Origin of the sequence: Anaerovibrio sp. JC8, assembly GCF_002100115.1 — a bacterium.
Lineage (GTDB): Bacteria > Bacillota > Negativicutes > Selenomonadales > Selenomonadaceae > Anaerovibrio.
In genome coordinates this window covers 16,356-29,452 of sequence record NZ_ANBM01000017.1, presented here as the reverse complement: position 1 = coordinate 29,452, position 13,097 = coordinate 16,356, and the positions used below count along the sequence as shown (strand labels likewise).

8 protein-coding genes are annotated in these 13,097 nt (G+C 45.7%); all 8 read left to right on the top strand.

Features of this window, described 5'->3' with window-relative positions:
• The first annotated feature begins 3 nt into the window (after positions 1-3).
• The 8 genes from D081_RS11965 (at position 4) to D081_RS11930 (ending at position 13,092) form a co-directional block, all read left to right on the top strand.
• Positions 4-864 (top strand): NAD(+)/NADH kinase, encoded by an 861-nt coding sequence (locus tag D081_RS11965; RefSeq protein ID WP_085024394.1) that lies wholly within the window; start codon positions 4-6, stop codon positions 862-864.
• Positions 861-1,322, top strand: coding sequence for an arginine repressor (gene argR / locus D081_RS11960; RefSeq protein ID WP_085024393.1), 462 nt, complete (start codon positions 861-863; stop codon positions 1,320-1,322). The genes D081_RS11965 and argR overlap by 4 nt, the downstream gene beginning before the upstream one ends.
• Positions 1,323-1,358: 36 nt before the next feature.
• The gene (gene recN / locus D081_RS11955) at positions 1,359-3,071 is read left to right on the top strand and encodes a DNA repair protein RecN (protein ID WP_085024392.1); all 1,713 of its coding nucleotides are present in this window, start codon (positions 1,359-1,361) and stop codon (positions 3,069-3,071) included.
• 146 nt (positions 3,072-3,217) lie between these two features.
• Positions 3,218-3,763, top strand: coding sequence for an NUDIX domain-containing protein (locus tag D081_RS11950; protein ID WP_085024391.1), 546 nt, complete (start codon positions 3,218-3,220; stop codon positions 3,761-3,763).
• 13 nt (positions 3,764-3,776) lie between these two features.
• Complete coding sequence (locus D081_RS11945; protein WP_085024390.1) at positions 3,777-4,406, top strand: site-2 protease family protein; 630 nt, start codon at positions 3,777-3,779, stop codon at positions 4,404-4,406.
• A gap of 31 nt (positions 4,407-4,437) precedes the next feature.
• A complete protein-coding gene (trpS, locus tag D081_RS11940) occupies positions 4,438-5,526 on the top strand; it encodes a tryptophan--tRNA ligase (RefSeq protein WP_085024389.1) in 1,089 nt (362 codons plus the stop codon).
• Positions 5,527-5,769: 243 nt separating this feature from the next.
• A complete protein-coding gene (locus tag D081_RS11935; protein ID WP_158087671.1) occupies positions 5,770-9,372 on the top strand; it encodes an autotransporter domain-containing protein in 3,603 nt (1,200 codons plus the stop codon).
• Between the two features lie 69 nt (positions 9,373-9,441).
• Positions 9,442-13,092 carry an autotransporter domain-containing protein gene (locus D081_RS11930; RefSeq protein ID WP_085024387.1) on the top strand — a complete coding sequence of 1,217 codons (3,651 nt, stop codon included), beginning with the start codon at positions 9,442-9,444 and terminating at the stop codon, positions 13,090-13,092.
• The last annotated feature ends 5 nt before the right edge of the window (positions 13,093-13,097 follow it).

Genomic DNA, 13,097 nt, shown 5'->3' with positions numbered 1-13,097 from the left:
TTTATGAAGACAATTGCTATTTATCCAAATATAAATAAGGGTGAAGCCGGGCAGGTTATGGAACGTATCCGGGGATATTTCGCAGACAAGCAGGACAGGGTTCGTATTGTAATGTCCCGCAGTGTGGCGGAAATGTTTAACTGTCCGGAGTATGGCGTTGATGATTTGGACAAGGAGTCCATTGACTTAGGCCTGACCATCGGCGGTGATGGCACCCTTCTTGGGGTTTGCCGTAAGCTGTATACCCGAAAGATTCCCGCCTGCGGCATCAATATAGGAAGGATAGGCTTTTTGACTGATATTGAGCTGACGGAGCTGGAAAACCGGCTGGATAATTTACTGAATGGTGAGTATCAGGTGGTGGAGCGCACAGTTATTTCCGGCTCAGTCCTCAGTCAGGGGAATCGGCGGATGCTGGGCCACGCCATCAACGATGTGGTTATCGGCAAGGGGGGACTTTCCCGTATGCTGAGCCTTAGTATGCGCATTGATGATACTCTGATTAATGATTACAAGGCCGACGGGGTCATTGTTTCTACGGCCACCGGTTCTACGGCTTATTCTTTATCGGCCGGGGGACCAATAGTAAATCCACGGGTTCCGGCATTGCTTATAACCCCGATTTGTCCCCATACCCTGGATGCCCGTCCTATGATTATTCCCGATGATGAGGAAGTGCAGATTTATATTGCGGCAGTCCATCAGGATATTCAGATGACCTTTGATGGTCAGGAAAGTTTTCAGTTATTGCCCGGGGACGTGGTTTATATCCGCAAGGGTAAGAATCCGGCCCGTATAATAAAGTTTGGCGACAAGAATTATTATGATACTTTAAAAAGTAAGTTATGGGGGAATTCTAAATGAAGGCTCATAGACAATCAAAGATAAAGCAGATCATTGAAAATCAGATAATTGAGACTCAGGAGGATTTGGCTGCGGCTCTCAGAGCAAGGGATATTGAGGTTACCCAGGCCACTGTTTCCCGTGATATAAAGGATATGCAGCTGGTAAAGATTCCATGTGGCAACGGCAAGTATCGTTATGCCTATCCGATGGATACCCAGTCAATGCACTCCGAGGACCGCATGCAACGGCTTTTTAAGGAGCTGGTTAAGAAAATCGACTACAGTGAGAATATTATTGTGGTAAAGACCATGCCGGGGGCTGCAAATTCCATTTGTGCTGCCCTGGATAATGCCCGCTGGCCGGAGATTATCGGCACCGTTGCCGGTGATGATACCATTCTGGCGGTGGTCAAGGCATCCAGTATGGCAGAGGAAATAGCCCTAAAGCTGGAAGCCATGAGCATGGGAATTAAGTGAGTTATTGTTTGTTTGGGTACGTAGGAGATTTTCGCAATGCTCAATACGCTTACAATCTGGAATTTCGCTCTTTTGGAGCAGGTTCAGATAGATTTTGACAAGGGATTAAATATTCTTACTGGTGAAACCGGTGCCGGAAAATCAATTCTTATTGATGCTTTGGGTGCAATGCTGGGAAACCGCCTGTCTACGGATTTTATCCGCACGGGGACTGACTGGCTGCGGGTGGAAGCAATTTTTTCTCTTGAGAATCAGCAAAATGTTATAGATTATCTGGCTGAAAATGCCATTGATGCCTCGGAAGGTGAGCTGATTATTACCCGTCAGATTACCAGCAACGGCCGTGGCACTATTTTGATTAATGGCTGCCATACAACGGTAGCGGTGCTGAAGAAGCTGGGAACATTACTGGTAGACATTCATGGCCAGAATGAAAATCTGGCCCTTCTTAATGCCACAAATCAGTACAAGCTGGTGGACGGTTCCGATGACCGCATCAAGGTGGCCCTGAGGGATTATCAGGTGGCCTATAAGACCCTGAAGGAAAAGGAACAGCAGCTGGCAGACAAGGAAAAGAATTCTGCGGATAATGCCCAAAAGCTGGATATGCTGAAATGGCAGGTGCAGGAAATCGAGGCGGCCCAGCTTCAGGACAATGAGGATGAGGAGCTGGAGCGGGAGATTAAGAAGTTGTCCAATGCGGAAAAAATCTCCAATTATATCGGGGAGGCCTGCCAGAATCTCTATGGCGGTGGCAACAGCGGTATTGGCATTGTCAGCGGTCTGGAGGAAGTGGTGGAGAACTTAAAGGATCTGTCCCGCTACGATGAGTCCTTGGAGGAGGTAACCAACACCATCAAGGAGGCCTATATCCAGATAAAGGAGGCTGCCTATGAGGTGCGGGATTACGGCGATGAACTGGAATTCAATCCACAGCTTTTGGACAAGCTCCAGAGCCGGATGGATGTAATAGATAAGCTGCAGAAAAAATATGGTGCTACCATTGAGGACATTTTGGCCTTTAAGGACAAGGCACAGAAGCAGCTGGAGGATATTGAAAATTTCGACGGGGATATTGCTGCCATAAAGCAGGAAATTGAAAAGGCAAAGAAGGATGCCTTGGCACTGGCCCAGCGTCTTACGGAGCTTAGAAAGCAGGCCGGGGACCGGCTGTCCATGGCCATTGAGGAGCATCTCCACGAATTGGGGATGCCGGATGCCCGGCTGGAAATTGCCGTCAATGAGGCAGAGCAGCTTTCCAATTTGGGGGCTGATGAGCTGGAAATCCTCTTTTCTGCCAATCCGGGCCAGGAGCCACGGCCTATCCAGAAGGTGGCCTCCGGCGGTGAGCTGTCCCGTATTGCTCTCTCCATCAAGGCAGTAACTGCTTTTAGGGATGATTCCCCGGCCAGCATGATTTTCGATGAAATTGACACCGGTATCGGTGGCAGAACCGCCCAGATGGTGGCGGAGCGTATTGCCATGGTGGCGGCGGACAAGCAGGTGCTGTGCATAACCCATTTGCCGCAGATTGCCTGCATGGCGGATGTGCATCTGTATATCAACAAGCAGGTTAACAACGGCATGACCTATACCTCTGTCAAGGCTCTGACCGAGGGGGAGAGGGTCAACGAAATTGCCCGCATGGCCTCTGGTGTGGATGTGTCTGCAGCTTCTTTGGATAATGCCAGAGAAATGCTGACCAATGCCGGGTTAAAGAAGCAGCAGTATTCCCGAAAATTAGGCTAATAATGAATATAACGAGGTAAAGATAAAGATGTCTCCCACCTCGTTGAAACGCTAATTGGAAGATTTTTCCTAACGGAAAAATTTGAACAATGGCGTTATAGACTAATGCAGAGATTTATTATAAAATTATTTTTTGGAGGCTCCTAATGTACGAAGATTTGATTGAGATAAAGGAATCCAGTGAAGATATATTTGATGGAAAGCTGCTCCATGTAAAGAAGGACAAGGTTAAGCTGCCCAATGGGGGCACTGCTTATCGGGAATGGATAAAGCACCCGGGAGCGGCAGCAGTTATTCCTGTTACTGATGATGGCCAGGTGATTCTGGTTCGTCAGTATCGTTATCCTATTGATGAGGTAACCCTGGAAATTCCGGCGGGAAAGCTGGATATGGTGGGTGAGGATCCACTGGAATGTGCCAAGCGGGAGCTCAGCGAGGAAACCGGCTATACTGCCAAGGAGTATAAGTTCCTTACCAAGCTGGCCACCTGTGTGGGCTTCTGCAATGAGGTTATTTACACCTATGCGGCCAGGGGTCTGGAGTCCGGCAAGCAGCATACGGATGAGGATGAATTCATCAATGTGGTAAAAATGCCTCTCAGTAAAGCGGTGGGCATGGTGCAGGACGGACGTATCAATGATGCCAAGTCCGTTACGGCAATTCTCATGCTGGACCGTTTGATGAACGAGTAATATTGGAGGATTTATGTTTGATTTTAATTTAATGAGTTTTATAGCCGGATTGCCGGGTCTGCTGTTGGCATTGGTTCTCCATGAATATGCCCATGCCCGGGTGGCTGTGGCCATGGGGGATTTTACTCCAAGGCTTACGGGCCGTCTGACCTTGAATCCATTGGCACATATTGATATTATCGGTTTTATTATGCTGATGATAGCCCACTTTGGTTGGGCCAAGCCGGTTATGGTCAATCCCCGGAATTTTAAGGATATGAAAAAGGGAAATATACTGGTGGCCTTGGCAGGTCCGGCGGCAAACTTTATTGTTGCCTTTGTGGCCCTTGCAATAATGATGGTTCTGTTTAAGCTTGGCATGCTTACATCTGTAGGTGCCAAGACAGTACTTTCCATGATTGTGCTTTTTAATATCAATTTTGGTATTTTTAATCTCATTCCTTTGCCACCGCTGGATGGCTCCAAGATTGTGATGGAGTTCCTGCCAGGGGAGCTGGCCTATAAATACATGGGTCTGGAAAGATATGGCTTTATTATTCTTATTGTAATAATGATGACGCCTGTGCTTCACTATATTCTGATTCCATTGTCCAGTTTGATTTTGGGCACTTATGAAGCGATACTGACGGCACTTATTCTGTAATTATTCAATTTTGAGAGGGGTTTATATAAAAATGGAAAAGATTATTTTAACTGGTGACAGACCAACCGGGAGACTGCACATTGGCCACTATGTGGGCTCTTTGAAGCGTCGTGTGGAGCTGCAGAATTCCGGGGAGTTTGACAAGATTTATATCATGATTGCCGATGTACAGGCATTGACTGATAATTTTGAGAATCCGGAGAAGGTTCGCCAGAATATTCTGGAGGTAGCCCTGGACTATCTGTCTGTAGGTCTTGACCCGGCTAAATCCACTCTGTTCATTCAGTCCCAGGTGCCTCAGCTTACTGAGCTGACCACCTACTACATGAATCTGGTTTCTGTCAGCCGTGTGGAGAGAAATCCTACGGTTAAGGCTGAGATTCAGCAGAAGAACTTTGAAAAGAGCATTCCGGTGGGCTTCTTTACCTATCCTATCAGCCAGGCTTCTGATATTACAGCCTTTAAGGCTACCTTGGTACCGGTTGGTGAGGACCAGCTGCCAATGCTGGAGCAGACCAAGGAAATCGTTCGCCGCTTTAACATGATTTATGGCGGTGAGGCTTTGGTTGAGCCTGAGATTATGCTGCCTGAGAATGAGACCTGCCGCCGCCTGCCTGGTACTGATGGCAAGGCCAAGATGTCCAAGTCCATTGGCAACTGCATTTATCTGTCCGATGATGCGGAAACCGTTCGCAAGAAGGTTATGGATATGTACACTGACCCTACCCATATCAAGGTATCTGACCCTGGCCATGTGGAGGGCAATGCAGTATTTACTTATCTTGATGCCTTCAGCAAGCCGGAGCATTTTGAGAAGTATCTCCCAGAGTACAAGAGCCTTGACGAGCTGAAGGATCACTATACCCGTGGCGGTCTTGGTGACGTAAAGATCAAGAAGTTCCTGAACAGCATTCTTCAGGAGGAGCTGGAGCCAATTCGTGCCCGCCGCAAGGAGTACGAAAAGGACATTGCCGGTGTATATGAGATTCTGAAGGCCGGCAGCGCCGAGGCAAGACGTGTGGCAGAAAACACCCTGCAGGATGTGAAGAATGCCATGAAGATAAACTACTTCGCTGATGAAGAGCTTATCAAGGCCCAGACAGAAAAGTACAAGGGATAATATTAAATTATGAAGGCACCCGTTATGGGTGCCTTTTTTGTTTACAGGGATACATTGTAAACAAATGGGGTTTAATGAACATATCATTGTAGCAGGATAAAGCCCCATGAATGAAGAATAATTTTAAAGTAGTCTATTGTTTGGTGTTTAACGTGAGGTGTGATATATATGAAGAAAGCAGGAAGATTATCTCATAAACGTTTATGTGCTTTAACAGCATCAGTTTTACTGGGGATTTTATCAATGTCCGTAGCCAGTGCAGGTGATGAAATTAACAGTGGCAATAAAGAGGTTTTTGTCGTAAATATTATTGATGATACGGATGTTACCCGGGAACAGATAAAAAACTATATTTTTTTCGATGGCATAATAGGCAAGAACCCTATGACCATAAGTGATGATAATAAGAACGGCATTATAAAGGGAATACAGTATTGGGCTGATATTTTGGCTCCAAATACTACAATAACTCACCCGGCCCAGTTTTTTGTGGCTGGTATAGCCAAGGAAAAAAATGCCTATGCTGGTTTTTATGCCTTCGATAAGGGCAGCTTTACCATTCAGCCATATTTTGAAGAGTATCTTCAGGGGCTACGGGATTTAAATGATGTAAATATATTAAAATTTGAAACTGGTGCGGATAAAAAAATCTATGAAAATGGTCAGCTGGTGGATAATGGGGCCTATGGCACTATCATGCTTGGACAGTATATGGGAGCAAAGCGGGAGGGCTCCACAGATGGCTGGTGGATGAAGGGAAATGCCATATTGCCGGATAATGAGCAGGCTGCTGATGGTGTAGCCATGATACGTCATGAAGTAGGCCATTCCTTGGGAATTATTTCCCAAGTAAATGTAGAGACGGATAAGGATGGCAATCCGGTGGTAGATAAGGATGGTACTACTGTATATTATTTTCCGGTAAGATTAGGCAAGAATAATACGTATGCGGATCATGTCTATGATCAGAATCTTAACCGGTCCCAACCAAATCAGCTGATAATAACGTCAAAGGAGTTTGAACGTCGTCAGGCTGCTGACCCTACTCTTAAGCCATCAGATTTTTTCATTTTGGATAATAAATTGGACGATAAGTTTAAATCGGATAATCCACGGTCAGGCAACGCGTATTTTATAGGTGATAATGTATCCAAGGTATTAAATGGACGGACCTTTGATGGGGTTGACGGTCTGCCATTGAGAACCTGGGAAACAAATACAGATGAAAAGGTAGTATTGGATTTGGGGCATTTTGGGCTAAACAGCCTTATGAGCCATAATGAGTACCGCAATATGACAATATTTAATGAGGTGGAGCTGGCCGCGTTGCAGGATATAGGCTATAACTTTGATCGGCGGGCTCATTTTGGTTATTCCATCTATAATGACAATCTGACCTTTACCAATACCAATGGTTATTCAGCTCGTAATAGTGCTGGTTCAGACTATATCAACGAATACAGCACCATTCCTTTTGGGGTAGGTCTTCATATTTATGGCACCAATAATGATATTACCCAGGCGGCTAATGTTTTTACCATGGGCAATGGGGCAGTTGGTATTTGGGTAAGTGGAACGGATAATAAACTGACTCTGGCCCAGGGGTATGAAATTCATGCCGATGGTGAGGATGGCGTAGGCGTATTGGTATCCTATGGTGGCAATCAGGTCTTTAACCAACAGGGAACCGTTACTGCCAATGGCCAGAAGGGCAGTGGTGTACGCTTTGATTTTGGCTCCAATATGCTGGGGGCTGACGAAATCTATTGTGGCTCCTATATTTACTATGACAGGGATGTAGAAGACCAAGGCACCATAACCACTGCTAAGAATGTAAAATACAATGATAAAAAGGATATGGATAATTATGCACCGGAGCTGGGAGCCCCATTGATAAGTGAATATAATTTATCAGGGAGCTTGTCCGGTGGCGCTAATGCCATTTATATTGGCAAAAATGCTTTTGTACATAATATCAATGTAAATTCCGGTGCCCATATAACTGGCAATATAACCTCTGATTGGAAGCATTTTGGAGCTTCTGTCTATGAAGGAGCCTATTACCGTAGTGGTGCTAAACGTGATTTGCTGCGTATTCAGTATAATGGCAAAATGGAAAAAAATGGCTATGAATACTATAAGTATATACCTGATTTGGTGACGAACCTGAATGTCAATACAGATCTGAAATATGATGAAGATATAAATGGTGCTGACAACATGAAGCTGAATGTTAATGCCGGTACCATGATTTATGGGGGAACTGCCAATGTGGTAAATGTCAATGTAGCTAAGGAGGCTGCATTACTTGGGGGCAGCTTCACCGTAAATGATATGACCTCCAGTATGGCAGAGGGCTTTAGCGATGGCACCACTGGCCAGTTCATTAATCATGGTATCATTGGGGCCAACAGTGCAACAAGTGACATGACCATAAAAGGTACTCTGGTGTCCGATGGAGTACTGCGTGGCTATGGTGGAGGCTCCAATGGCCAACTTGTGATTGATGGTAACGCAAATGTGAATGGATCCATAGCATCTGCCACAAATGCCCTGCCAAATGAAGAATTTACCGTTTTACGGGCCAATGCAATAAACGGTACGCTTGAAAATTCCACAACACCATATACTGCCACGGGTATGCTGAATACCATCGGCAAAGTGACAGGCAATGAAATAAAAGTACAAACCACTGCAGCCAATAATCTTGGTCCTATAGATAACACTCAACAGCAGGCATACGATGCCATGACGGATATGCAGATGTATCTGTCAGCCAAGGGTGATAGCCGGGTCAATGAAATGCGCCCACTGTATAGTATGGATAGCAATGAGGCAAAGGAAGCCCTTACGGCTATTGCCTCCAGCCCGGTGCCAAATACCATGAATCTCATTCAGAGAAATACCATGAACAGCCACATTATCACTTCACGGCTTAGTGAGGCCTTTGCCAGGAAGGATGTGGAGGTTGCTGTTCCTACGGCAGGACTTGATGGGGATGACAACAGCAAGAATCCTACCATGAAGATGAAGCTGGATCAGCCGGTGGACAATGATTTTTGGTTCAAGGTAGCCCGTAATTGGGGCGATGGCACCGGCAGCAGCTACTATCAGGGAACCACTTTAGCCGGAGGCTGGGACCGGGCCTATGGCAAAAACTGGCGAGCAGGTGCCTTCATCAGCTATGGTCAATTCTCTTTTGCAGACAATTTATCCCACGACGATGTAAAGGACACCCGCCTTGGTCTATATGGAGGCTACAGCAATGGACCTCATAACGGTTATGTTTATCTGGATTATGGGTGGATAAAAAATGACCTCACCCGTCAGCTAACTGGTCTTGCCTTACAGGCCAAGGCTAATTATAACAGCCGTATTTTGGAGCTGGGTGGAGAATATAAATACGATTTGAATGCCAAAAATATGAAGGTATGGCATATCAGCCCTTATGCCAATATGCAGTTATCCCAGTTATGGCAGGATGGCTACACTGAGGGTGGAGCCGGCATTTTCGGGCAAAGGGTTGACAGCAAGTCCAATACCTATTTTGCCGGTGGCCTTGGTATTGAATTCAAGCGCTATCTGAGCAATGGCAGCTATGGCATGAGGCTGGGAGTAAAGCACGCCTTTGCGGGCAGTGACCCTAAACTCACCTACGGTTATGTTGGTGATACTACCCACAGCTACGAGCTTCGTGGCCAGAATGACAAGACCCATTTTGTTATGTCCCTGGGTGGCGAAGCTGAATTTGCCCCGGGCTGGACCCTGGCCGGAGATTTGGCTTTCCAAAAGGGCAGCCATGACAAGGATATTATGGCAGCAGTTACCTTAAGAAGAATGTGGTAATTTTGTACGAAAATGATATAGGGCCGTGCACTTTGAGAATGTACCTCAACTGGCATAGAGGTGAATATAATGAAGAAATTAAAGAAGAACAAATTATCAAAGAAAAGGGAAGCCCTTTTGACAGCCCTCATTTTCACGGGCTGTATGGTTGTATCTCCTATTTCTATGGCTGAGGAATCGCCTTATACGAATGTAATTGATGTGAAATATGACACGAACCCATTTGCTCAGTTGGCTATTATGCGGCAGGGCTGTGGTATTGGCACACCTGGTAAGACTGGTAAGGAATGGCTGGTAGAACCATCAAAATACAATTTGGCTGAACAGCTGGTTAATGCTACAGAAAAAAGCACCTCCTATTGGTCGGAAATGCTGGGCCCGGGGGCAAAAAATACCCAGCCATGGCAGATATTTGTTAATGGAGATTATGACCAAAATGCGTATGCCGCCAGCATTTCCTTTAACTCTGATGGGAAAAAACTTTATAACAAGCCTGAACAATTATATATAAAATCACTGATAGTAGATAATTATGGATTGGAGGCCCTGACCTACGAAAACGCCAAAACTGGTGTAACCCCGGCTGGAAATTACGGATATAGTAATATAAATGTGGGTGCATATACTGGGGCCAATCGTAAGGGCAGTGTAAACGGCTGGTGGGTTGATGCAGATACAGTATTGCCTACCAACGAGCAGTCCACTGATTATGTGGGAACCTTTCGCCACGAATTGGCCCACGCCTTGGGATTTTTTGCAGCCAGAGATTTTAAGGGAAAGGATGTATATTTTGTTAAGAACATTACAGATCAAACATCCTGGACAATGCATCTGTACGATCAAAACGGCAACCCGGCCAAGGGCGGTATGCAAATAGTCACAACCCAAATGTTTAACGAGTTAAAAAAGAAAAAACCGGATTTACAGCCGGAGGACTTCTTTATAGTAGATGATACAGTGGACACGGCTGGCTATGGGTATGCCTATTTTAGTGGCGAGCATGTGCTTGAAGCCCTGGATGGTGCCAAATTCTTTGGGGTAAGTGGCTTGCCGGTTAATGGCTGGGAAAGTACTGGATTCGATGGCAGCCACCTGCAAACAGCCGGTATGATGAGTCATCGGCTATACAGCAACTATACGTCCTTAATGGAGGTGGAGATAGCCGTAATGCAGGATTTGGGCTACAAAATAGACCGCAAGGCATATTTTGGACGTTCTATTTACACCAGAGGTGAAAATATTATTAATACACAGGGATATTTTGCCCGTAATAAGGATGGTACTGCTTATCTGGATAATACCTATAGTGATGTTAATTTAGGAATTGGCTTGCACATCCATGGCTCAAATAATACCGTAACCCAGGCGGCCAATATTCTTACAAAAGGTATTGGTGCAACCGGCATTCGGGTGGACGGTGCCGATACTGAGCTGACTATTCCGGCAAATACTGAAATTCATGCTGATGGTTATAGGGGAAATGGAGTTCTTATTGCCTATGGAAGTGGGCAGAATGTGGAGCAGGCCGGTACGGTAACTGCTACTGGTGATGGTGGTACAGCCATGAGGTTTGATTTTGGGTCCAGCTCCAATGGTGCTCTGGATGAATATCGTGGTTCCTATATCCGCTATAAGCGGGCAGTGGCAGGCTATAATACACTGGACCCGAGCATATCCGGCACAATAGTTAAGGCCGACAATCTGCCACTGACTAAAATGAATGCCGACCTATATAATTCAAACTCTCAGGAATTAAATGGTGCACTGGTGGAAAACTATAATCTGTCCGGCACCCTGGTGGGTAAGGAAAATGCCATTTATATTGGAAAAAATGCCTTTGTGAAGAATATTAATATAAACAGTGGGGCCAGCATTCAGGGCAATATAACCTCTAATTGGAAGCATTTTGGAGATGAAGCCTTTGAGGGGGCTTATGACGGAGATGACAAGAATCGGGATGTTCTTCGTATACAATACAATAACAAGTTTGAAAAAAATGGTTATGAGTACAGCAAGTATATTCCGGATTTAGTAACCAATCTGAATTTTAACAGCAATATAAGCTATAATGGCAATATTACCGGTAAAGACAACATGAAGCTGAATGTTAATGCCGGAACCCTGAATTATGGGGGAACAGCCAATGTGGTAAATGTGAATGTGGCAAAGGGGGCTCAGCTTTATGGCGGCACCTATACAGTTAATGATATGACCTCCAGTATGGCAGATGGCTTTAGCGATAAAACCACAGGCCAGTTTATCAATCATGGAGTCATTGGGGCGTCCAGTTCAGATAAGGATATGATAATTAACGGTAATCTGGTATCTGATGGAACATTGTCGGGATATGCCGGCGGTGAAAAGGGCAATATCGCAGTAACTGGTACGGCTAATGTGAATGGTTCCATGATATCCGTATCCAATGCCTTGCCGGATGAAGAAATGACGGTGCTGACTGCTACGGCAATAAACGGCACCATTGGCAATGCCACAACACCTTATGCGGCATCAGGTATGCTAAATACCACCGGTACAATGAAAGGCAATGAAATAAAAGTACAAACCACTGCAGCCAATAATCTTGGTCCTATAGATAACACTCAACAGCAGGCATACGATGCCATGACGGATATGCAGATGTATCTGTCAGCCAAGGGTGATAGCCGGGTCAATGAAATGCGCCCACTGTATAGTATGGATAGCAATGAGGCAAAGGAAGCCCTTACGGCTATTGCCTCCAGCCCGGTGCCAAATACCATGAATCTCATTCAGAGAAATACCATGAACAGCCACATTATCACTTCACGGCTTAGTGAGGCCTTTGCCAAGAAGGATGTGGAGGTTGCTGTTCCTACGGCAGGACTTGATGGGGATGACAACAGCAAGAATCCTACCATGAAGATGAAGCTGGATCAGCCGGTGGACAATGATTTTTGGTTCAAGGTAGCCCGTAATTGGGGCGATGGCACCGGCAGCAGCTACTATCAGGGAACCACTTTAGCCGGAGGCTGGGACCGGGCCTATGGCAAAAACTGGCGAGCAGGTGCCTTCATCAGCTATAGTCAATTCTCTTTTGCAGACAATTTATCCCACGACAATGTAAAGGACACCCGCCTTGGTCTATATGGAGGCTACAGCAATGGACCTCATAACGGTTATGTTTATCTGGATTATGGGTGGATAAAAAATGACCTCACCCGTCAGCTAACTGGTCTTGGCTTACAGGCCAAGGCTAATTATAACAGCCGTATTTTGGAGCTGGGTGGAGAATATAAATACGATTTGAATGCCAAAAATATGAAGGTATGGCATATCAGCCCTTATGCCAATATGCAGTTATCCCAGTTATGGCAGGATGGCTACACTGAGGGTGGAGCCGGCATTTTCGGGCAAAGGGTTGACAGCAAGTCCAATACCTATTTTGCCGGTGGCATCGGCGTGGAGTTCAAGCGGTATTTGAGCAATGGCAGCTACGCTCTGCGTCTGGGGGTTAAGCATGCTTTCGCCGGCAGTGACCCTAAATTCACCTATGGTTATATTGGTGATGATAATAACCGCTATGAAATGCAGGGACAGAATGATAAAACTCATTTCCTTATGTCCCTTGGTGGGGAGGCAGAATTTGCCCCGGGCTGGACCCTGGCAGGAGATTTGGCTCTCCAAAAGGGCAGCCATGACAAAGACATTATGGCGGCGATAACCTTAAGAAGAATGTGGTAATTTTT

What these genes read in the sequence shown, in the direction of transcription:
- D081_RS11965 (WP_085024394.1), top strand. Translation starts at nt 4, where the DNA reads ATGAAGACAATTGCTATTTATCCAAATATAAATAAGGGTGAAGCCGGG.
- argR (WP_085024393.1), top strand. Translation starts at nt 861, where the DNA reads ATGAAGGCTCATAGACAATCAAAGATAAAGCAGATCATTGAAAATCAG.
- recN (WP_085024392.1), top strand. Translation starts at nt 1,359, where the DNA reads ATGCTCAATACGCTTACAATCTGGAATTTCGCTCTTTTGGAGCAGGTT.
- D081_RS11950 (WP_085024391.1), top strand. Translation starts at nt 3,218, where the DNA reads ATGTACGAAGATTTGATTGAGATAAAGGAATCCAGTGAAGATATATTT.
- D081_RS11945 (WP_085024390.1), top strand. Translation starts at nt 3,777, where the DNA reads ATGTTTGATTTTAATTTAATGAGTTTTATAGCCGGATTGCCGGGTCTG.
- trpS (WP_085024389.1), top strand. Translation starts at nt 4,438, where the DNA reads ATGGAAAAGATTATTTTAACTGGTGACAGACCAACCGGGAGACTGCAC.
- D081_RS11935 (WP_158087671.1), top strand. Translation starts at nt 5,770, where the DNA reads ATGTCCGTAGCCAGTGCAGGTGATGAAATTAACAGTGGCAATAAAGAG.
- D081_RS11930 (WP_085024387.1), top strand. Translation starts at nt 9,442, where the DNA reads ATGAAGAAATTAAAGAAGAACAAATTATCAAAGAAAAGGGAAGCCCTT.